The organism is Natronincola ferrireducens (genome assembly GCF_900100845.1).
Taxonomy (GTDB): Bacteria; Bacillota; Clostridia; order Peptostreptococcales; family Natronincolaceae; genus Natronincola_B; species Natronincola_B ferrireducens.
On the sequence record NZ_FNFP01000005.1, the window covers coordinates 108,265 to 131,738 of the forward strand.

General features: G+C 35.3%; 20 protein-coding genes. All 20 read left to right on the forward strand.

Annotation, left to right across the window (positions count from 1 at the left end):
- The first annotated feature begins 17 nt into the window (after positions 1 to 17).
- The 20 genes from pyrE (at position 18) to BLS22_RS11255 (ending at position 23,064) form a co-directional block, all read left to right on the forward strand.
- A complete protein-coding gene (gene pyrE / locus BLS22_RS11160; protein WP_208974703.1) occupies positions 18 to 596 on the forward strand; it encodes an orotate phosphoribosyltransferase in 579 nt (192 codons plus the stop codon).
- Between the two features lie 192 nt (positions 597 to 788).
- Complete coding sequence (locus BLS22_RS11165; protein WP_090553841.1) at positions 789 to 2,489, forward strand: PucR family transcriptional regulator; 1,701 nt, start codon at positions 789 to 791, stop codon at positions 2,487 to 2,489.
- Positions 2,490 to 2,765: 276 nt separating this feature from the next.
- Positions 2,766 to 3,527, forward strand: a complete 762-nt coding sequence (locus tag BLS22_RS11170) for an oxamate carbamoyltransferase subunit AllH family protein (RefSeq protein WP_090553842.1) — start codon at positions 2,766 to 2,768, stop codon at positions 3,525 to 3,527.
- A 49-nt stretch (positions 3,528 to 3,576) separates the two neighbouring features.
- Complete coding sequence (gene fdrA, locus BLS22_RS11175) at positions 3,577 to 5,175, forward strand: acyl-CoA synthetase FdrA (RefSeq protein ID WP_090553843.1); 1,599 nt, start codon at positions 3,577 to 3,579, stop codon at positions 5,173 to 5,175.
- Positions 5,163 to 5,336 (forward strand): fdrA domain protein, encoded by a 174-nt coding sequence (locus BLS22_RS11180; protein ID WP_090553844.1) that lies wholly within the window; start codon positions 5,163 to 5,165, stop codon positions 5,334 to 5,336. Before fdrA ends, BLS22_RS11180 begins: the two co-directional genes overlap by 13 nt.
- 185 nt (positions 5,337 to 5,521) lie before the next feature.
- Positions 5,522 to 6,796 (forward strand): YlbE family protein, encoded by a 1,275-nt coding sequence (locus BLS22_RS11185; RefSeq protein WP_090553845.1) that lies wholly within the window; start codon positions 5,522 to 5,524, stop codon positions 6,794 to 6,796.
- Positions 6,797 to 6,847: 51 nt separating this feature from the next.
- Positions 6,848 to 8,101 carry a YlbE family protein gene (locus BLS22_RS11190; RefSeq protein WP_090553846.1) on the forward strand — a complete coding sequence of 418 codons (1,254 nt, stop codon included), beginning with the start codon at positions 6,848 to 6,850 and terminating at the stop codon, positions 8,099 to 8,101.
- Between the two features lie 56 nt (positions 8,102 to 8,157).
- A complete protein-coding gene (locus tag BLS22_RS11195) occupies positions 8,158 to 9,765 on the forward strand; it encodes an L-lactate permease (RefSeq protein WP_090553847.1) in 1,608 nt (535 codons plus the stop codon).
- A gap of 14 nt (positions 9,766 to 9,779) precedes the next feature.
- Entirely contained in the window at positions 9,780 to 10,007 is a 228-nt protein-coding gene (locus BLS22_RS11200) for a hypothetical protein (RefSeq protein WP_090553848.1), read from the forward strand.
- A gap of 22 nt (positions 10,008 to 10,029) precedes the next feature.
- Positions 10,030 to 10,968: a carbamate kinase gene (gene arcC / locus BLS22_RS11205; protein WP_090553849.1), complete on the forward strand. Its 939-nt coding sequence runs from the start codon at positions 10,030 to 10,032 to the stop codon at positions 10,966 to 10,968.
- A gap of 171 nt (positions 10,969 to 11,139) precedes the next feature.
- The gene (atzD, locus tag BLS22_RS11210) at positions 11,140 to 12,243 is read left to right on the forward strand and encodes a cyanuric acid amidohydrolase (RefSeq protein WP_208974705.1); all 1,104 of its coding nucleotides are present in this window, start codon (positions 11,140 to 11,142) and stop codon (positions 12,241 to 12,243) included.
- Between the two features lies 1 nt (position 12,244).
- Positions 12,245 to 13,423: an amidohydrolase family protein gene (locus tag BLS22_RS11215; RefSeq protein ID WP_090553850.1), complete on the forward strand. Its 1,179-nt coding sequence runs from the start codon at positions 12,245 to 12,247 to the stop codon at positions 13,421 to 13,423.
- Between the two features lie 107 nt (positions 13,424 to 13,530).
- Positions 13,531 to 14,757, forward strand: a complete 1,227-nt coding sequence (locus tag BLS22_RS11220; protein ID WP_090553851.1) for an L-lactate MFS transporter — start codon at positions 13,531 to 13,533, stop codon at positions 14,755 to 14,757.
- Between the two features lie 586 nt (positions 14,758 to 15,343).
- Positions 15,344 to 16,369, forward strand: a complete 1,026-nt coding sequence (locus BLS22_RS11225) for a TRAP transporter substrate-binding protein (RefSeq protein ID WP_090553852.1) — start codon at positions 15,344 to 15,346, stop codon at positions 16,367 to 16,369.
- Between the two features lie 83 nt (positions 16,370 to 16,452).
- Entirely contained in the window at positions 16,453 to 16,962 is a 510-nt protein-coding gene (locus BLS22_RS11230; protein WP_090553853.1) for a TRAP transporter small permease, read from the forward strand.
- Between the two features lie 3 nt (positions 16,963 to 16,965).
- Positions 16,966 to 18,252: a TRAP transporter large permease gene (locus tag BLS22_RS11235; RefSeq protein ID WP_090553854.1), complete on the forward strand. Its 1,287-nt coding sequence runs from the start codon at positions 16,966 to 16,968 to the stop codon at positions 18,250 to 18,252.
- 108 nt (positions 18,253 to 18,360) lie between these two features.
- Entirely contained in the window at positions 18,361 to 19,851 is a 1,491-nt protein-coding gene (locus BLS22_RS11240) for an amidohydrolase family protein (RefSeq protein WP_176762149.1), read from the forward strand.
- 326 nt (positions 19,852 to 20,177) lie between these two features.
- Positions 20,178 to 21,065: an acetamidase/formamidase family protein gene (locus BLS22_RS11245; protein ID WP_176762150.1), complete on the forward strand. Its 888-nt coding sequence runs from the start codon at positions 20,178 to 20,180 to the stop codon at positions 21,063 to 21,065.
- 34 nt (positions 21,066 to 21,099) lie between these two features.
- Positions 21,100 to 21,897 carry a queuosine precursor transporter gene (locus BLS22_RS11250; RefSeq protein ID WP_090553857.1) on the forward strand — a complete coding sequence of 266 codons (798 nt, stop codon included), beginning with the start codon at positions 21,100 to 21,102 and terminating at the stop codon, positions 21,895 to 21,897.
- 291 nt (positions 21,898 to 22,188) lie between these two features.
- Positions 22,189 to 23,064: an alpha/beta hydrolase gene (locus BLS22_RS11255; protein WP_090553858.1), complete on the forward strand. Its 876-nt coding sequence runs from the start codon at positions 22,189 to 22,191 to the stop codon at positions 23,062 to 23,064.
- Positions 23,065 to 23,474: the final 410 nt, after the last annotated feature.

The window sequence follows — 23,474 nt, forward strand, 5'->3', positions numbered from 1 at the left end:
TATTTGGAGGGATAGATATGATTAAAAAAGAAAGAGTGTTAGAGATTTTTGAAAAGCTAGAGGTTCTTAAAAGAGGACATTTTTTATTTACCTCTGGAAGACATAGCGATAATTATATGCAATGTGCAAAAATTTTACAATATCCAGAGTATACGGAAGAAATTATTAAGGGATTGGCAGAGGAGTTTCAAGGGGATAAAATTGACATGGTGATTGGCCCTGCATTAGGTGGAATAACTATGTCCTATGAATTTGCCAGACAATTAAAGACTATAAGTCTTTTTACAGAAAGAGAAAATAATCAAATGACTTTGCGGAGAGGGTTTACTATCCCAAAGGATTCAAAAGTATTGGTGGTAGAAGATGTTATTACTACAGGGGGATCTGTAAAGGAGGTAATAGAGATAGTTAAGCAACAGGGGGGAAAGGTAGTTGGTATAGCAGCTTTGGTGGATAGGACTGGGGGTGAAATTGATTTTGGAATAAAATTTAGAACAGCTTTTTCAGAAAAATTAACTTCCCATGAACCTGAAGACTGTCCTTTATGTAAAGAAGGAAATATTCCATTAGAGAAACCAGGAAGCAGAAAATTTTAAAAGAACAAAAAACCTATCATACCAATAATATGATAGGTTTTTTTGTTGGCAATGGGTGTTAAGTAATAATCCATGTCGAAATATAAAACTATTTAGAGGAAATGAGTTTTTTTTGTAGAATAGTTGTAGCATAGCAAGTAGAAAAGTGATTTATGATGCTAACAGCCTCATGTTGATAAAAGGAGGAAAAAAATGTTTTTTACAATTAATGATTTAATTAGGATGAAATCCATTGAAGGCTTAAGTTTATTTGGAGGGGAAAGTGGCATTACCAATACAATCAGCAACACAAATATTATGGACAATCCTGATACCTTTGACTGGCTTATGCCTGGAGATTTAGTTTTAACGACAGGATATGTTTTTAAAGATGATACTGAATTTCAGGTGAAAGTAATAAAGGAGTTATCCGAGATCAATTGTGCTGGTTTGGCTATAAAGACACGAAAATATTTTGGAGAAATGCCCAAAGCAATGGTGGAAGCCGCTAATCAATATAATCTTCCTTTGATAGAAATACCACAAAACTATTCTTTAGCACAGATTAGTAATGCCGTCAATAAAGAAATATTCAAAGCCCATGATAGTTTATTACAAAAATCCCTAGACATTCATGAAAGTTTAACAGAAGTTACTTTGAAAGGGGGAGGATTAGATGAAATTGCAAAAGCTGTTGTACAATTAATTAACAATGCAGTAATTATAGTAGATAGCAAATGGAACCTTTTAACCTATGTAGAACATCCTCATAATCCTTATCCTCTAGAGAAAATATTAACTCTCAATAAAAAAGAAAAGGTTTTTCCCATGAAAATGACAGAAGACGTTCCAGATGATGTTGCTAGTTTAAAGAAATCTATTAAAAGAAAATATGAAGCAGATGGAAAGACTATTATTTGCAGAATTATGCCGATAGCAGCTATCAACGAGATTTATGGATATATCATTGTTTGGGAAACCACCATAAAAATGAGTAAGATTGACTATGTAGCCCTGGAAACAGCTTCTACAGTTGCTGCATTAGAAAGAATAAAAACAAAAGAAATAGAGGAAGTAAAGCATCAAATTAGAAGAGACTTTTTTGATGATTTATTAACTGGAAAAATCGAGTCTATTAACAGTATTAATAGTTTAGCAGAAATGCATGGTATGGACACAACCAAAAACTATGTTTGTATGATAGTTAAAGTTAATGGATATGACAGTAAAGATAAAGGAGATATTATTGTCAAGAAAAGAAATCTTAGAAATAAAATAGAAAGAATGCTACTGTTAATAGAGGAACTTTCTGAAGAGAAAAAAATCAATGTTGTTTCTATTTCCCGCCGGAATCAAGTTATCCTATTTATTCCTATGGAGAAAACAAAAACTTCCAAGGAAGCTAAAGACTTTACAAAGGAATTTGGAAAAGACTTTTATGAGCTTACCCATAAAACGTTATCTCCTATTGAAATCAATATTGGAATAGGAAAATTATATGATAATATATTGAAACTAGATCTTAGCTTTTCTGAAGCTCAAGAGGTAGTTAAAATGGGGAAAAAACTTTCCCGTAATAACCATATACTTCATTTTGAGGATTTTATCATTTATCATCTTTTAGAGTCCGGCACTTCTCGACAGGAGCTAGAAAACTTTTATGAAAATACTATTGCTGAATTAGTAAGATATGATTTAGAAAACAAAACAAATCTTGTAGGAACTTTAGAGCAATACTTTGCTTATAAAGGCAACATTAGTGAAGCCTCTAAAGAGCTTTTTATCCATAGAAACACCTTTATCTATCGTCTGGATAAAATAAAAACTATTTTAAACACAGATTTAAAGGATGCAGAAGAATCACTGGAAATACAATTGGCCATTAGAGTTATGCACCTTTTAAAAATCCACTAAAAAAAATTAGGCAAACTGCATAAGTGATTTTGTCAAAAATTAGGCACACTGCCGATGACCATTCTATCCCTTTGAGATAAACTTAAATTAAGAAAAGGGAGGGATGGTCATATTTTTTTTGTCAAAGAAATAAGTCAAAGTAGTTACGAACTTTTAAAAACAAGGAATAAAGGTATAGTACATTCTGTTTATAAAAATACAATCAATATCGCTGTTGAGGATAAGATTATATCAATACAACCAGACGATTTACCCAAGACCCCTCTCTCCATAAGCATGGAAAGGTTTTCCCAAGATTTTCAACAGATTAATATTAAAACAGGAGATAAAGTTCTTTTTTACAAGGGAAAATTTGTAATTAACGAACTATGTTTTTGTACTGACTCAAGTAAGGTTTGGAACCCAAAGGTTCATAAAAAAATATCCATAACAGAAATAGTAAACGACAAATGGATTAAATCCATTTCCCAGTATTTGCTTACTTATGGCAAAAAGGAAGGATTAGGTACCCTTCCCCTGTATTTAACAGGAGAATTACCTGAGAATATTTTTTTAAATGAGACCCATAAACAACTTATACAAAAATCGTTACCTATTTTAGAAGAAGTGTTAGACAAAGCAATAAATGGCAAGATAACAGAAAGTGCTCTCCAGGCAACCAAGCTTATAGGGTTGGGGCCAGGGTTAACCCCTTCAGGAGATGATTTTTTAGTAGGCCTTTTAAGCACATTACTATTTGCCAAAGAAAGAAAAGACATCTTGGGAAAATTGACGGAGGAGCTCAAGGTTCACGTGAAAGAAAATGCCCACAAAACAACTTTTTTATCCAAGGAGCTTTTACAGTTTGCCTGTAATGAAGAATTTAGTGAGATATTTCATGATTTTTATGAAACATTGAGGGAAAAAGATGAAAATAAAATTATAGATGCTACTATAAAATTCATGGAGTTAGGCCACTCTTCTGGAACTGATACTTTAGGGGGCATTGTTTTTGGAATTATTTTGATAACTAACTTAATATCAAGTTTGCAAAATTAATTTTCTAACAGAAAATTTTTTTATAATTAACTTAAAGGGAGGTTCATAAATGATTACTCGAAATATTATTAAACAAAATGCCTATTATGATTCTGTAACATTAATGGTTATCTCTAGTAAGCTTACAGCTTTAGAAGGGGTTCAAAATGCTGCTGTCATGATGGGAACCGATCATAATAAGGAACTTATGAAAAACTCTGGACTGCTATTGGAAGAAAATACGACTGCTACTCCTAACGACATGATTATAGGAATTATAGCAGAAGAAGACTCAGTGGTAGAAGAAGCATTAAAAGTGATAGAGGAACAATTAGAAAACAAAAAATCCTCTACCTCTAGTGATGATGTGAGGGTAAAAACCCTAGATTCTGCTAAGAAAAATTCTCCAGATGCTAACTTTGCTGTTATTTCTGTACCAGGAAAATATGCTAAGAATGAAGCGATGAAGGCATTGGAAGCGGGACTAAATGTTCTATTATTTAGTGACAATGTAACAATAGAAGAAGAAAATGAATTGAAGGATAAGGCAGTTAAAGAAGGACTCCTTATGATGGGACCTGACTGTGGAACAGCCATTATCAATGGAACAGCACTGGGATTTGCCAATGCGGTTAACCCAGGAAATATTGGTATGGTGGCGGCTGCTGGAACAGGTCTACAGGAAGCAACCTGTATAGTAGACAGCTTAGGATCAGGTGTATCCCAGGCCTTAGGTACAGGTGGAAGAGATTTAAAAGAAGCCATAGGTGGAAAAATGATGCTTCTAGGACTTGAGGCATTAGCCAATGATGAAGCTACAAAAGTAATCGTATTAATTTCTAAGCCACCATCTCCAATAGTAATGGAAAAAATCTTGGAGACAGTAAAAACAATTAATAAGCCTGTGGTAACTTGTTTCCTAGGGGGAGATCCAGCTTTAGTTAAGGGTACTGGAGCTATAGGAGCTGAAACCTTAGAAGATGCAGCTACAGCTGCTGTAAGAATAATGGAAGGTAAGGAGCCAGAAAGTGTTTTCTTTACTATAGATAATGCAAAGATTGAAGAGATTGTAAAAGAAGAGATACAAAAATTAGGCGAAAATCAAAAGTATGTTAGAGGCTTATATTCCGGTGGAACCCTATGCTATGAAGGTATGCTTGTAACAAGGGAAACTATAGGAAATGTATATTCTAATGTAGCCCTTAAAGAGAATTTACTATTAAAAAATGTAGAGGAAAGTTTTGAACATACTTTCTTAGACATGGGTGAGGATTACTTTACAGATGGGTTACCCCATCCTATGATTGATACTAGACTTAGGGTAGAACGCATCAAAAAAGAAGCCCTAGATCCTGAAGTAGCAGTATTGCTTTTAGATGTTGTATTGGGCTATGGATGTCATGAAGATCCAGCCGGTGCTATTGCGCCAGCAATAGTGGAGGCAAAGGAAAGAGCAGCTGCTGAAGGAAGATACTTAAGTGTGGTGGCAACTGTGTGTGGTACAGATAAAGATCCCCAAAATCGACAAGAACAGGAAGAAAAGTTACGAAGTGCTGGGGCTGTTGTTATGCCAAGCAATGCTCAGGCAGCTCGAATGGCTTCACTAATTGCAACTAGAGACACTTCCTTAGAAAAATTATTAGAGGAGGAGACAGCATGCAAAATGTAAACGTTCTTTTTAAATCCCAGTTAAAGGTAGTTAATATTGGATTAGAAGGGTTTTATAACTCTACAAAAGAACAAGGAACCCCTTCTATTCAAGTGGATTGGAGACCTCCTGCAGGTGGGAATGAAAAACTTTTAGCTATTTTAGCAAAATTAAACAAATAGTTTCCACTTTTATGTATTGTCAATACACCCCCTTCTAATCCTTAGAAGATCATACATTACATGAAGTAATTTATGGCTGTGATTTAGAGGGAGTAAAAGCTTCCTCTGAATCAAGCCTGTTTGTATGGGTGTAGAAATATGCAATTATCAACGATTTTGGTTATCAACTAAAGGAGGATATGAAGATGATAAGTATTGAACAAGCTAATCAAGAAGCGTTAAAACGAATAAACAGTGCGGAACCGTTTTTAGTGGACGTAAAATATGCTAAGGACGTATTACCAGGAATGGATAAAATGACAATAGGCCATGCAGGACCACCTATTCAGTGGGAGAATATGTGTGGGCCTTTAAAAGGAGCAATCATAGGTGCCATTCGATATGAAGGTTTAGCAGCAACAGAAGAGGAAGCAGAAGCTTTAGCAGCTAGTGGAAAAATTAAATTTGTTTCAAATCATAGTTTAGGTGCTGTTGGACCTATGACAGGAATGATTACTTATTCTATGCCATTGTATGAAGTGAAAAATGAAACCTTTGGAAACTATGGTTATTGTACCTTCAACGAAGGACTTGGAAAGGTTATGCGTTTTGGTGCTAATGATGATGAAGTTATTGATAGGTTAAAATGGCTTGAGAAAAGCTTGGCCCCAGCTATGAAAAAAGCACTGGAGTTATCAGGACCTATTAATCTTAAGGTTATCACAGCTCAAGCACTGGCCATGGGGGATGAAATGCACCAAAGAAATATTGCGGCATCTTCCTTATTTGCTAGAGTAATTATGCCTTATATCGTGAAGGTAGTAGAAGACAAAGATGAATTAGAAAAAATAACAAAATTCATCACTTCAAACGACCAATTCTATTTAAATATTGCTATGGCTCTTGGAAAAGCAACTATGGATCCTGTAAAGAATATTGAAGGAAGCACCGTTGTTACTGCTATGAGTAGAAATGGTACTAATTTTGGTATTAAAGTCAGCGGTTTAGGAGATAGATGGTTTGAGGCTCCAGTTCTTATGCCTCAAGGTTTGTTCTTCCCAGGTTATAGTCTAGATGATGCTAACCCTGATATGGGAGATAGTACGATTGTAGAAACCTTTGGTATAGGCGGATTTACTATGGGTGCAGCTCCTGCTGTAGTTAGATTTGTAGGTGCAGCCTCTGTACAAGCAGCTATTAATTATACTAGGGATATGGTAGAAATTACTGTTGGGAAAAGTCCCCATTATCAAATGCCCAATATGGACTTTGAAGGAGCTCCCACAGCGATTGATATTAGAAAAGTAGTAGAGACAGGAATTTTACCTGTAATCAATACAGGAATGGCCCATAAAAAACCAGGGGTAGGTCAAGTAGGTGCAGGAATTGTAAATGCTCCTATGGATTGTTTTACCCAAGCAATTATGGCTTTTGCTGAAATGATAGATGAAAAAGAAAACTCAGAAGCAGTAACAGTCTAGAAACACTGAAACCTCCAAAAAATAAGGGTTAGAAGTAAAGGAGTGATAGGAATGAAACAAATTATTGATCAAGCAAACAAAATAGCTATAGAGAGAATGCTTAATGCCCAAGCGGTTTGGGTTGACATAAAGCCAGCCCATGAAGTTGTAGAAGGAATGGATAAGTATACATTACTTCATGCAGGACCACCTATTGAATGGAGTAATATGAGTGGGCCTATGAAGGGGGCTGTAATTGCAGCTTTAAAGTATGAAGGTGTAGCTAAGGACGATAAGGAAGCTCTAGATTTGGCAGAAGAAGGAAAAATTAAATTTTCTCCTTGTCATCACCATTCGGCAGTAGGACCTATGACAGGTATTACTTCCTACTCTATGCCATTGTATGTGGTAGAAAACAAAGATCAAGGAAACTTTGCCTATAGTACCATTAATGAAGGGGCTGGAGATGTACTTCGATTTGGTGCCCATTCTGACAATACTGTTAAACGTTTAAAATGGATAGAAGAAGTATTAGCTCCTGTATTAAAAAAAGTTGTCAATAGCATGGGAGGCATTAACTTAAATGTGATCACTGCTCAAGCACTGCATATGGGAGATGAACTACATATGCGTAATGGATCTTCCACAGCGGTTTTCATTAAAACTATTATAAATGCCTTGGTTGATGTTGTAGAAGACAAAAATGAACTAAAAGAAATTACGAAGTTCTTGACCACCAATAACGATCAATTTTTCTTAAATTTAGCAATGTGTGCTTGTAAAATCAGTGGAGATGCGGCCCACGGAGTAGAGAACTCCACGATTGTAACAGCAATGGCTAGAAATGGGGTTAATATAGGAATACGTGTAAGTGGCTTAGGGGATCAGTGGTTTACTGCACCGGCTGCTGCTGTTGAAGGCTTATATTTTTCAGGATTTACAGCAAAAGATGCTAACCCTGATATAGGAGACAGTGCTATTATGGAAACCGGTGGTGTTGGTGGATTTGCTATGGCAACAGCACCTGCAATTGTAAAGTTTTTAGGGGCTGGTGGTTATCAGGATGCCATTAACTACACAATGGATATGTATGAAATTTGTGATACTGAAAATTCTCAATATACCATTCCAAACCTAGACTTTAGAGGAACACCTACAGGTATAGATATACGAAAAGTAGTAGAGACGGGAATTGCACCAGCTATTAATACCGCCATTGCTAGTAAAGAGCCAGGAGTGGGAATGATAGGTGCAGGTGTATCTAGAGCTCCAATAAAAATGTTTGAAGATGCTTTAGTGGCCTTTGCAGAAAAAATGAATTTATAAGGATGAAATTATTACAAATAGTTATGATGAAAAGTTAATAAGGTAAGGTGAAAAAAATGAGTATATCAATTAATTTGTTTATGTGGGTGGTGGCTTTTTTACCGATAATTGTACTTCTACTGTTAATGGTTAAGTTCCAATGGGGAGCTGCGGAAGCAGCACCCGTGGGATTACTTACCTCCTTAATAGTTTCGATCACCCTATATAAAGCCAATTGGGAACTAATCGCTCTTGAAAGCGCTAAAGGCATATGGAATGCCTTTACGATTTTGATTGTAATATGGCCGGCTATTTTGATCTATGAGGTTACCAATGAAGCAAAGGCCTTCCAGGTTTTTAGAAAGGGAATGCAAAAACTCACCCCCAATGAATTACTCCAGATTTTGGCCATTGGATGGGTATTTGTAAGCTTTCTTCAAGGAATTACAGGGTTTGGTGTACCCATTGCAGTAGGGGCACCTCTACTTGTCGGTATAGGAGTAGCACCTATTTGGGCGGTCATAGTTCCTCTTCTTGCGCATGCTTGGGCTGGAACCTTTGGAACCTTGGCAGTTGCTTGGCAAGCCCTATTGTTTCAAACCGGCTTTGAAGGAACAATCATGGCAAATACCATAGCTCTTTGGGCCACAAGCTTTATATGGATTATTAATTTCATAACTGGGTTAGCTATTTGCTGGTTCTATGGAGGAAAAGCAGGGATAAAAAAAGGCTTTCCAGCTGTCGTGATTATTTCTCTAATCCATGGGGGAGGACAATTGATTGTAAGTCAAGTGAATCAGACGTTATGTGCTTTTGTCATGACCTGTGTTGCATTAGGAGCAGTATTTCTGATAGGAAAGAGCAGATGGTATAGAGAAAGATGGTCTATAGAGGACAGTAAGATGATGGAGCGAACTACTTCAGAAGTAGAGGTAGAGGAAGAAATAGCCATGACCATGAATGAAGCTTTTTTACCTTACTACGTATTAACTGGGGTGACTTTGTTTGTTTTATTAGTAACACCCTTAAATAAGTTTTTAGGAAGCTGGAAACTAGGCCTGCCATTCCCTGCTACTTCTACGGGATATGGCATAGTAAATCCAGCAACAGACTTATATTCCCCCTTTAGTCCACTAACCCACGCAGGAACCTTTCTATTAATTGCAGGTTTAGTAGGTTACTGGTACTTTTGCAAAAAAGGCAACATCAGTAAGGGTGGGGGTAAAAGAATTTTTATGAGAATCGTTGAAAAAACTGCCCCATCAACAATAGCTATTGTTGGCTTGATTATTATGTCAAGACTCATGAGTGGAACTGGACAAACGGTTGTATTGGCTTCAGGAACAGCAAATGTACTTGACAAAGCATATGTTCTTTTGGCACCAGCTGTTGGGCTTTTAGGCAGCTTTATGACTAGTAGCAATATGGCTTCTAATATTTTATTTGGACAATTTCAACAAACTACTGCAGAAATTTTAGGCGTAAACCAAATGGCAATTTTAGGCGCTCAAACTGCAGGTGGAGCTATTGGAAACTCTATTGCACCAGGAAGTATTATATTAGGAACAACAACAGCAGGGATACTAGGACAGGAAGGCTATGTGTTGCGTAAAACCCTACCTATAGCCTTAGGAGTAGCAATGATATGTGGCATAATTCTTTATGTAGCCTTAATTGTTCTATAGGAAGGAGTGAAGGCATGGGAGAAAAATCATTTTTCAAAACAAAGGTGGGACATCAGACCTTAGCTGGGTTCATCACAATAGGTTCCTTTCCACTTTTATACTATGGACAGTTAAACGGTAACAGAGGGATTATGTTTATAGGGCTTACCTTTGTAGTAGGTGGAATGCTGTCTTCACCTATTATAAAGTATCTGCATAATGGTACTGGTATGAAGAAAAAAACGATGAAAGAAAACACATAGATAGAGTTAAAGGAGGAATAACATGAAAAAAGTTGCAGTTATTGCTATAGGTGGTAATGCTATTATACAGGAAGGACAGAGGGGTACTATAGAAGAACAATTTGAAAATATATTACAAAGCTGTGATCCTATCCTTGATTTAACAGAAGCAGGGTATAATGTTGTATTAACCCATGGTAATGGACCACAGGTGGGAAATGTTTTATTAAAAGTAGAGGCAGCCAATGGAATTGTCCCTCCTTACCCATTAGATGTATGCGGAGCAGAGACACAGGGAAGCTTAGGCTATATTATCCAACAATCCCTTTATAATAGAATGAAAGCTAGGGGTATAAAGAAAGACATAGCAACTGTCGTAACACAGGTTGTGGTAGATGAAAAAGATCCTGGTTTTGAAAACCCTACAAAGCCCATCGGCCCTTTCTATACAAAGGAAAGAGCAGCAGAAATTGCAAGGGAAAAAAAGGTTGTTATGACGGAAGACAGCGGTAGAGGATACCGTCGTGTTGTTCCTTCTCCACAACCATTGGAGTTAGTTGAAAAAGAAGCAGTAAAAAGACTTGTAGACAATGACTTTCTTGTTATCACTGTTGGTGGTGGTGGTATTCCAGTAGTTAAAGATGGAGAAAATTTGAGGGGTGTAGAGGCAGTTATTGATAAAGATCATGCTTCAGCACTAGTAGCACAAGAAATCAATGCTAATTATTTAATTGTATTAACTGGAGTACCTCAAGTAGCTATAAATTTTGGAAAAGAAAATCAAGAGTTTTTGAAGGAAATGACACTTGCAGATGCTAAAAGACATTTTGAAGAGGGACAGTTTCCTCCAGGAAGCATGGGCCCTAAAATAGAAGCAGCTATTAGATTTGTGGAAAATGGAGAAGGAGAAGCAATTATTACCTCCATTGATAAATTACAGGAAGCTCTAAAGGGAGAAACAGGAACAAGAATTATAAAATAACTGATTTGTTTTACAGCTAATTAACCTATAAATATTCCTTATTAAAGCTTCATAAAGACAAGATAAAAAGCAAATATTTTATGAAGCTCTATGGGCATATTTTTATACAATTTAATTTTTAAAATCTATTAATTAAAATTTATTAACTAACACACAAGGAGGAGATTTATAATGATGGATGTAGGAGTATATCGTTTACCTATGGCAGGACCAAGTGACGTATCAGAATTAGAAGCACTAATTAATAAAGGTGAGGTTAATCCTGAAGAAATTTGTGCAATTATTGCACAAACTGAAGGGGATGGATATGCTAGAGGTTTTGGTGCCCTTTCTTTTGAAGTAATGCTATCAGAAAAAATGAACATTAGCCGTGAAGAAGTAGCCAATAGAATCCCTATGTTAATGATAGGACTTACTGGAGGTTTAATGAGTCCTCATTATACAGTTTTTACTAGAAAAAATGTTGAAGTTCAAGAGTCTGATGAAAAGAGACTTGCATTAGGAATTAAAATAACAAGAGTACTTTTACCAGAGGAATATGGTACTGTTGTCCAAGTAAAAGAAGTAGCAAAGGCTGTAAAAGAAGCTATGGAAGAAGCAGGTATTACTTCTATTGATGATATTCATTGTGTAGAAGTAAAATGTCCTAACTTAACTGCTGATCGAGTAGCAGATGCTGAAAGCAGAGGGAAAAAAGTAGTTACTACAAACTTTGCAGAAGCAGGGGCTAAGTCAAAAGGAGCTTCAGCTCTAGGAGTAGCTCTGGCTCTAGGGGAAATCAAGGAAGAAGATTTAACCGATGATGTTATTTGTAAAGATTGGAGTTTATATTCAAAGGTTGCATCTACTTCAGCTGGTAATGAGCAAGTAGCTTGTAAAGTTATCGTTATGGGGAACTCAACAAAATCAGTTAGTCCATATAAAATAGGAAGCGGTGTTATGAAGGATACCTTGGATGTGGAAGGAGCAAAGACTGCATTTAAGGGAGCAGGACTTAAGTTTGATGATGTAATACCTCAAGAAGAAAGAGATAAAATTGCAACAGTATTTATTAACGCAGGAGCTGATGCCCAAGGATCTATTCGTGGTAGAAGAACTACAATGAAATCTGATTTCTTAGCAGGTTATGCAGGAATTTTTGCAAAGGCAGTTATTAATGCAATTGTAGGTTCATTAATTGGAGACACCATGATTTTAGCTTCAGCAGGTTTTGAACATCAAGGACCATTAGGAGCAAACTTAGTAGCTGCAATTGCAAAAGTAGAGGAGAGATAAAATGGATTTAATCATTCGCAATGCAAATGTAAATGGTGAAAATCTTGATATAGGTATTGTAGGAAATAAAGTAACCGCTTTAGAAAAAAAAATTTCCCAGACAGCAAGCAAAGAAATTAATGCTGATGGTAGAGTTGCTATACCAGGATTTGTTGACTGTCATCTTCATTTAGATAAATCTCTACTAAATGAAAGGGCAGAGTATCAAGATTTAACTGGTCCAGAAAAGGGTGCTTTAACAAGGGAAGAAAAAGCTAAATTTACTGTAGAGGATATTACAGAAAGAGCTGAAAGAATTCTTTTACAGGGTGTTAAAGCTGGTAATCTAATTATTAGGACAAATGTTGATGTAGATCCTATTGTAGGAGTAAAAGGAATAGAAGCCCTCCTTTCATTAAAGGAAAAATATAAAGATATTTTAGAGGTACAAGTAGCTGCTTTTTCCCAAGAAGGTTTTTTAAATTATCCTGAATCCAAGGAACTTTTAGAAGAAGCTATGGAAATGGGCGCTGACTTAGTAGGAGGACATACTATTGTAGATAACAAGGATGGAGAAAAACATATTGATACCATTCTGGAAATTGCCAAGAAATATGATGTGGAAGCTGATTTTCATTTAGATGAATCAGGTAATAGACAACATTATCTACTTCCATATTTAGCTAAAAAGATGATAGCAGATGGTTTAAAGGGCAGGGTTAACGGAATCCACTGTTGTACCCTAAGTGCTTTAAATGAAGAAGAAAAAGAGGAAGCTTTAGCTTTAATAAAAGAAAGTGAATTAAAAGTAACAGCAGCTCCAACAGCTATTTCTACTAGAGCACTAGCACCAGTAAAGGATCTTTTAAACAATGAAACATTAATGGGACTTGGCTCTGATAATGTTAGAGATTTCTTTAATCCTTTAGGTAGTGGAGATGTGAAACAGGTAGCATTATTATTATCCTATGTTCATAGATTCTTCACAGCTGAAGAAGAAGAAAGCATATGGAAAATGATTACGGTAGATGGAGCAAAGCTTTTAGGACATACTGATTATGGCATAAAAGTGGATGGAGAAGCAAATATTACTTTGTTGGATGGAAAGACACCAAAGGAAGTAATAGCTAATCAATCACAGACCTATGCAATTATTAGAAAAGGCGTTGACTATAGTCAACAATTTCTAGCAAGATCATAGAAAAACTAGAAAGGGGAAGACAATTTTGTCCTTCCCCTTATAAGATATTATGATTAGCCAGTTGGAGAAGGCTTCAACTGGTTTAGTAAATTAAAGGGGGAACATGGATGACAAAAAAGTCTAATACAACAAATCGTTGGTTTGTAGTACTTGGTGCTGTACTGTTACAAATATGTATTGGTTCAATTTATTCTTGGAGTTTATTTAATCAGCCACTTATGGATAAGTTTGGCTGGGGAAACAATGAAGTAGTTTTAACCTTCTCTATTGCCGTCTTTATGTTTGCTGTTTCTACTATACTTTCCGGCAGACTTCAAGACAGGATAGGACCAAAGATTGTTGCTATCATTGGAGGAGTTTTATATGGAGCAGGATTATTGCTATCTTCCACAGCTACATCTATTTTTCAATTATATATTTATTATGGGGTACTTGCTGGGTGTGGAGTTGGATTTGTTTATGTATGTCCTCTATCCACCTGTGTAAAATGGTTTCCTGAAAGAAAAGGCTTTATTACTGGTATTGCTGTAGGAGCCTTTGGACTTGGAAGTCTAATTTTTAAAAACGTTATTCAGTTTTTTCTAGCTACTCAAGGAGTATCTGGAACCTTCTATTACTTAGGTATTATTTATTTTATTCTTGTTCTTATTGGAGCTCAATTCTTAAAACTTCCCGATAATTATAGCACATCACAACAAAAATCCAACAATTCAATGGACGATTGCAATTATAAAGTAGGAGAAATGATGAAAACAAAATCCTTTTATCTTCTTTGGGTAATGTACTTATTTGGTTGTATGAGTGGTCTTTTGGTTATTGGACTTGCACAGGATATAGGTGTTCAGTTAGCAAATCTAGAAGTTAGTGTAGCTGCCAATGCAGTAGCTATGATTGCCCTATTCAATGCTGCTGGAAGGCTTATATGGGGAATGTTATCGGATAAAATAGGAAGAATTAAAGTGGTTTTTATGATGTTTACCATCACGGCTGTAGCCATGATTGCCATGAGCATTATATCTCTAAACTTCCTTACCTTCTTTATTTGTCTTGCAGGAATAGCCTTCTGCTTTGGCGGGTTTTTGGCGGTGTTTCCTACAATTACAGGGGAATTCTATGGCATGAAAAACTTGGGAGCCAACTATGGTATTATTTATCAGGCCTATGGCATAGCAGCTTTAGTAGGCCCAGTAATCGTAGCAAATGCAGGTGGACTTAAGCCGACATTTATTATTGCTGCTATTTTAGCTGTAATAGGGGCTGGGATGACCTTTATGGTGAAGCCACCCTCTGCCATGACTATATCATTGAGACCATCAGAAGAGGGAGTCTCCTAAATATTTATAGTATTAATAAAATAATGAAAAACTTTTTTAAATTTGCCTATGTTGATTATAAATGTTAATATTACACAAAATAAAAAAGGAAGGGCTATATTACTAGGATTTTGAGTATATAGCCCTTCCTTTTTTATACTTCAATTATAAAAATACACATAAAAATCAACAATAGAATTTACTATAGACAAAGTTTTTTAAAATAGGATTATAAGGAAACCTCAATAAAACAGTGGATAAAATACAACTTAGGAAAATATTATTGTGCAATATGCACAATAATTATAGAAAATTTTGTTCAAAACAACCAATGAAATTATTTAAAAATAATGATAAAATCCAATTATAGAAAAAAATTACATTTATAGAATTTTATAGAATATTTAAATTCCAATATTTTACTAGAAAAAGGGATGGTTTAATAGTTAATATGTTGTGCAACTTGACTGAGTTCATAGATAAACTATATACCTAGCTGGTAAAAGGAAAACGTTTGATTTCAAGGGTTGTTAAACAAAACAAGGTTTAATAGTTGTATTATTTTACAACTGTAATAAAACATCAATTAAAGGGAGGATACAACAATATGAAAAGAAGAATTAGTTTAATTTTGGTTTTTGCTTTAGTTTTGACATTAGCCGTTGGTTGCGGAACAAGTGAACCAGCAGGAGGACAAGGGGGTCAAGAAAAAATTGTTATTAGGCTTGGACATGACCTTTTAGAAGATACCCATCAACATTATGGTGCTCTTGAATTTAAAAAGATGGTAGAAGAAAAAACAGATGGAAGAATCGAAGTACAGGTTTTCCCTGCGGGACAATTAGGTACCGATATAGAAATAGCAGAAATGATGCAATCCAATGCTGTTGAAGCTGGACTTGTACCAACTGCCAAATTAAGTGGTTTCCATGCACCATTACAACTTATTGATCTACCATTTTTATTTCCAAGCAGAGAAATTACTTACAAATTGCTGGATAGCGAACTAGCTGATGATTTATTCCAGCCAATGGAAAAAATCGGATTAAAAGGTTTGGCATTTTGGGAAAGTGGATTTAAACAATTTACAGCTAACAAGGAAATTAGAAAGCCATCTGACTTTGAAGGATTACAAATCCGTGTTATGGAAAGTCCATTATTAATTGCACAGTATAGAGCTTTAGGAGCTAATCCAATACCTATTGACTTTTCAGAAACCTATAACGCTTTACAGCAAGGAGTAGCTGATGGACAAGAAAATCCACTTGTATCTATTGCAGCAATGAGATTCTATGAAGTTCAAAGTCATATGACCCTTAGTAACCATGGTTATTTAGCATATGCCCTTTTATTCAGTAATTCTTTTTGGGATAGATTATCACCAGAGGATCAAGAGATTTTACAGACGGCAGCCCGTGAAGCAGGAGTACTTGAGCGACAAGAAGCTATTAGAAGAGAAGAAGGATTTATTGAAACAATAGAATCTTCAGGAACAACGGTTATAAGATTAAGTGATGAAGAAATGGCAGCTTTCTCAGAAGCGATGAAACCAGTACATGAAGAGTTTGCTGATGTAATTGGTAGGGATTTATTACAAAAAGCATACGATTTAATCGAAGAATTTCAAAAATAACAATTATTTATAACAGGACATGGTGGTTATTATACCGCTATGTCCTATCCATACAAATGAATTTTTAGAGGAGGACAACTACTATGCTCAAGAAGCTAGACAAAATAATGTGTATCGTAGAAGATGGTATTATTTCCTTGGGGATAATCACAGCTGCACTAATTTTATTTATGAATGTTATTCTGCGATACTTTTTTAAGAGTGGAATTGTATGGGCAGAAGAGTTTACTAGGTATACAATTATTTGGATCACCTTTATCGGTGGAAGTGTTGCTGTCCGTCATAATGCTCATTTGAGGGTTACAGCGGCTTTAGAGGTGCTTTCAGAAAAAAAAGGGAGGATATTAAATCTTATAGTTCAATTCATCAGTATAGCCTTTACAACCTTTATAACTATTTATGGTTGGAAATTAACTATGCAGTATAAAGCAACCAATCAATTGACTCCTAGCATGGAAATACCCACCTATTGGGTATATATAGCCATACCCTTAGGAGGACTGTTAATGACTATACGATTACTTCAAGTAGTGTGGAAGGAACTAAAGGGTAATTCTTCAGAGGAAAACATATCAGGAAAGGAGTTGGCATAAGTTATGGTTGCAACATTATTTTTCCTGCTGGCAATTTTACTGGCTGCCAGTACACCAATTTTTATTGCTTTGTCTGGCTCAGTATTAGTAGTATTTGCGTTATTTAATGATATACCGTTGGTTATCATTATCCAAAGAATGTTTGCAGGTCTTAATAAATTTGCTTTAATGTCGATACCCTTCTTTGTTTTAGCTGCAAATCTTATGGGAGAAGGGGGAATTTCCAAACGTGTTATACGTCTTGCCAATGTTATGATTGGATCTTTTCCTGGTGGACTTGGTATGACTGCTATATTAGCAAGTATGTTTTTTGGAGCAATTTCAGGCTCTGCCCCTGCTACGGTGGTAGCTATTGGTGCTTTACTTTACCCTGCTTTGAAGGAACAAAATTATGGTGAAAGTTATGCCATTGGCGTTATTACATCTGCCGGTGCATTGGGAATTATTATTCCACCGTCGGTAACAATGATTATATACGGTGCGGTTACTGGTTCATCAGTAGGAACCCTATTTGTTGCTGGTTTTGGTGCTGGACTTATTTATGCTGTAGGATACATGGTTTATACATACTTCTTTGCTAAAAAAAATGTCGATATTGGTATGAATAAAAAAGCAACTATGGCAGAATTTATTGAGGCTATTAAAGATTCCGGCTGGGGAGTGGGTGTACCTGTCATCATTTTAGGAGGTATTTATGGTGGAATCTTTACCCCTACAGAAGCTGCAGCTGTTGCAGTAGCTTATGCGTTATTTGTAGCAATGGTAATTTATAGAGAGCTAGACCTTAAAGGGCTTTACAATGTATTAAGAAGTTCAGCTGTTACCACAGCACAAGTTATGATTCTATTGGCGGCTGCATCTGTATTTGCTTGGATTCTTACAGCCGAAGGTATTACTGTAGCTATTGCAAGTGCAGTATTATCAATAAGCTCAAATACTTATGTCATTCTTTTATTAATGAATATTGTAATTTTAATTGCTGGGATGTTCCTAGATGGTGCATCAATCGTAATGATATTAGGGCCATTATTTTACCCAATAGCTATGCAGGCTGGCATAGATCCTATTCACTTAGGAGTTATTATAACTGTTAATTGTGCAATAGGTATGTTTACGCCACCCTTTGGGTTGAATTTATTTGTAGCTTCTAGCTTATCTGAGTTATCAATTACTAAGGTGTCAAAATCGGTAATCCCCTTCATTATGATTTCAGTGGTGGCATTATTGTTAATTACCTATATTCCATCCATCAGCCTGTGGCTACCAAGAAGAGTTTACGGAGTATGGTAAAATTAATCTCATAATATAAAATATTACCTATTATTGAAGATAGAGTAGATGATTTTAAACTGAGGGTAGTTGTATCTATCCTTAAATATGCAAAAAAGGAATGAAAATATGATGGTTACATTACTAAAAAATGGTAAATTTTTAAACTTAAAAGAAGAAAACTGGATACAAGGGGATATATTAATTAAAGATGGTAAAATTGCTGATATGGGTAATATTGATACCTGCAATTTAGAAATTAATGAGACAATCGATGTAAGTAACAAGCTAATTATTCCTGGATTAATAAATGCCCATGTACATACTTATGCAGGTTTTTTAAAAGGAACCATTGATAGTGTACCACTGGATATTTATATGCTCTTAGCTATGGCGGGAGGGTCTTTTAGAAGTCCTAGGGAAATTTACGTATCAACAATGATAGATGCAATACAAATGCTAAAGACTGGAACAACCTCTGCCATCGATCATTTTTCTCAAAGACCTATTCAAGCTATTGAAGGTATTGATGCAGCAGCTCAAGCATTTATAGATGTTGGAATGAGGGCTACTATTGCTCCTATGTATTCAGACCTAAGTTTTTTTGAAACTGTACCCCTAGAAATAGGAGAGTTACCACAAGAGTTAAAAGGAAAGGCCAAGGGACCTATACAAACCCCTAAGGAATATGCAGAATTATGTAGAGAAGCTATTGAAAAATGGCATGGTAAAGATGGATTAATTAGAATAATGCTGGGGACCGATGGACCTCAACGTTGTAGCAGAGAACTTTTAGACTTTACTAAAGGACTAGAAGAACAATATAAGATAGGGTGGCATACTCATGTTCTAGAAGCAAAGACCCAGGCTATCATGTCCCATCGCTTATATGGCAAGGGTTTAATTGAGTATATGGATGAACTAGGTTTAATAAATGAAAGAACATCCTTGGTTCATTTTATCTGGGTTTCTGAAAAAGAAATAGATATTGTCAAAGATAGGGGTGCCAATGTGGTCCACTGCCCAAGTACAGCCCTACATTTGGGAAGTGGTATAACACCAGTTGACCAATTTATTCAAAAAGGTCTTAATGTTGCAATTGGTACAGATGGTGGCAACTGTGGCAATCTTAGCATGTTTGAAAAAATAAGATTAGCTGCCTTATTACACAAAGTTGGACAACCCAACTATGACCACTGGATTACAGCTATAGATGCTTTAAAGATGAATCTTAACAATGGAGCCCGTGCCATGATGCAAAGGGATGAAATTGGCAGTATCCAAGTAGGTAAGGAAGCGGATTTAGCTATATTAGATACCACCAGTATGCTATGGCAACCGATTAATAACATCACCCATCAATTGGTTTATGGAGAAAGTGGAAGTTCTGTAGAAATGGTTTTTGTTAAAGGAAAAAAAGTAATCGAAAATGGTAAAGCTGTATTTGTAAATGAAGAAGATATTATCTCAGAAGCAAGGGAAGCGGTGGAGAGGTTGCAATGGGATAATAAGGAGGCATTTGAATTAGCCAGAAGACAAATGCCTTATTTGAAAAAAATGTATTTGCGAACTGTAAAAGAAGACGTAGGATTCAATAGATTTACTCGTCCTCTTTTATAGGAATATACTTGATACTTTTGTCCTTAAGGGTAAGGATGTCAAGAACCTTTAATTTACTTAAACAAAAGGGGATTATAACCCTATTAGTAGAACTAGGAAAAGAAAAGCAACTAGGCAAACTGCACAATGCAAGCTTATCTTTTTCATATAATAGTTCCATAGGATTTATATAAATCAAATGATATAATAAAATTACAAAAAAACGTTTCCAAACTAATTTGTAATTAGTTTGGAATTGTTTTGTGCTTTTTTCAAATTCTAATAATATTGAGCTGAGCAGAAAATTATTAGAAATTTTATAAATACCTATAGAAAGGATGGAGAAGATGGATTTTATATCAGATGAAAAAATTATACACAGTATGTCTTCAACCAATGAACCAATAGCCGAAGTAAAGCCAGGAGAAACTTTCGTTGTAAAAACTAGAGGACCTGGAATACCAGATGAAGTTTTTGAAAAGGATTATAGTGATGGACAATATCCTCAGCGTATTTTGTCAATTACTGGACCTATTTACATTCAAGATGCTGAGCCTGGTGATGTATTAGAAATTGCTATTAACGATATTGAGTTCGATGAAGAAGGAAAAATGTGGATGGGACAATGGATGGGGATTTTGATGGATGAAGTACAAAAACCTTATCTGAGAAAAGTAAAAGTTAAGGATGGAAAGGCTTTCTTTTCAGAGGAAATTACCTTTCCTGTTAGACCGATGATAGGAACATTGGGGGTAGCTCCTTCTGAAGGAGAAATTGCTTGCCTATACCCAGGAGTTCATGGAGGCAATATGGATGTACCGTCGGTGGCACCAGGCAACAAGCTATATCTACCTGTTCAAGTGAAGGGAGCTTTGCTTGCCACAGGGGATGTTCATGCTGGCATGGGGGATGGAGAGGTTTTTGGAACAGGTATTGAAATTGGTAGTAAAGTTACCATGACGGTTAATGTTATCAAAGGTAAAAAATTAAGACATCCTATGGTGGAGACCCCTAATAGTTATGAAATTATCGTGTCTAATGAAGATTTAGTAGAAGCAACTAAAGAAGCAACTAGAGAAATGATTTCGTTTTTACAAGAAAGATTAAAGTTAACCTTTGAAGAAGCCTATGCATTGACAGGGCAGGTAGCAAACTTGAAGTTTGGACAAGTTGTGAATCCCATTTATACAATATCTATAGAAGTTAGCAAAAGTTTACTAGAAGGTCAACAATAAAAGGATTTTTTCAAAATAAAAAGGAGGGAAAAATATGGGTCCATTAATTACAGGTCCATGGTCAGGAATACCTAATTTATTACTAACAAATATTTTTGGTTTAGCAGTTATTGCAACAGGTGCTTATTTATCAGAAAAGCTTGGGAAAAAATATGCACCCTTTGTACTGGTTGGATTGTTATCAGGATTACAAATCATGGTTTCTTTTACATCGTCAAAATTTGTTGCTTTAACAGTAGGGGGAGTAGAGTTTTTCATTATTGCAGGTTCGTTAATGTATCCTATTCTTGCTTTAGGAGAGGACTACTTGAATGAATTTTATGGTAGAGAAATTGCTAAATCAGCTGTAACAGCACAATTTATAGTGCGAGCCTTATCTACAATTTTTCTAATTTGGTTAATATTCTTACCAGCACCATCCTTTGCTGAAGAAAACTTTACAATATTTAAGGATTTAATGGGTATTGTACCTAGAGTAGCGATTTCCAGTATGCTTGGTACATATATCGGAGGTCTCCTAAATGTTCACATCTTCGCTAAATTGAAGAAGAAAACAGAAGGTGGTATGCTTTGGCTCAGAACACTGGTTTCTACCATTGTAGGTCTTTTTGCAAATGCCATTATATTTACGCTATTAGCTTTTGCCTTTACTGTTCCTGCTTCGGCTTTGTTACAGATGATTTTAATATCAGCAACAGTTCGTATTATAACAGGATTTTTAGAAATTATTTTCCTATATGGTATGGCGATGCTAAGAGATAAGGGACTAATTTTACAAGCTGATGAACCTATTTTAGTAGGACCAGTAAAAAAAGATGAAGTAGTTAGTTAGTTTCTTGATAAATAGATTAAGATTATAGTAATCTAGATTATAGAAAATAGCCTAGAAAAAAACATAATTATAACTGCCCCATTAAGTCTATACCGATAATAGGTTTGTATAAGACACTTGATGGGGTGATTTTTATTTGAAGGCAATTGATGGAATAGTATAACTATAATTTATGTAAAAATTTTATACCAATAGAAAAATAATATAAAAGTCAATACAGAAGATATTTAGTATAGATTCTTTATATTATTTAAGGAATATGAGTCTTGTAGAAAATGGAGGAACTAAAAAATGAATACAATAAAGGAAACCTGTATATATAAAAACGTGAATAATTGCTGTATAAAAGCCGATCTATATCTTATTGAAAACAAAAAAGCACCAGTAATTATGTACATTCACGGCGGCGGCTTAATATGGGGAAGTAGAGAAAGTATTTTAGGACAGCAGGTGAAACTATACAACGAGGCCGGCTTCAACGTCATTTCTATCGATTATAGAGTAGCACCAGAAACAAAGTTGGAAAGTATTTTAGAGGATATTAAGGATGCTATCAATTGGGTTAAGGTGGAATGTACAAAGAAATACAATATAAATGCAGAAAAAATAGCTGTCGTAGGGAGTTCAGCAGGGGGGTATTTAGCTCTAATGACGGGAACTTTTGTAGATAAGCCTAAAGCGATAGTATCCTTTTATGGATATGGCAACCTATTAGACGATTGGTGTATTCAGCCCCACAGTTTTTATTGTAGAGAAATAATGATAAGTACAAAAGAAGCCCAAAATTACGTTAGTGATGGGGCTATCTCAGAAGGGGGGAGAGAAAGGTGGCTGTATTATTTATACTGTAGACAAAAGGGTGTTTGGACAAACGAAATAAGTGGCTATGATGTAGTTAAGGACAAAGAAAAGCTGCTAGACTTTTGTCCTATAAATAAAATTGGAAAAGATTATCCTCCTACGATGCTTCTACATGGGGATAAAGATGATGACGTTCCCTTCCAAGAATCTCTATTACTAAAGGAGAAGCTTGATGAGATGGAGGTTGAAAATAAATTAATTTTACTTAAAGGAAAGGGCCATGATTTTGATTGTCAAATGGAGGACATAGAAGTGAAAACAGCATTTAATAATGTAATCTTATTTTTAAAGGAGCATTTAAGATAACTCTTTTATAATTTCATAAAATCTTTAAGCTTCATTAAAGCCTCAAGAAGTTTGAAGTAAGTAAAAGTTAACAATGAAATCCCCTTTTGAAGATGATTTTCTAATCGTCAATATTGTTAAAAAATTTTTAGAGGTTTTCATACAATGAAAGCCTCTAAAAAATAAATTTGTGCAATATGCCCAATAAATTTAAAGTGTTTTGTGATAACAATACAATGAAAATACAATTAACCCGTGATATAATTAAGTTATAAAAACATTCGATGTTTTTAGACATAATTCGTCAAAAAATATTGCCTAAGTTTTAACAAACACCAATAATACTGATTAATATGGAGGTGATTGCTAAAAGGTCTATTTCAGTAAAGGAAAACGTTTTAAAAGGGTTTTACATATGATTTTAATAATAA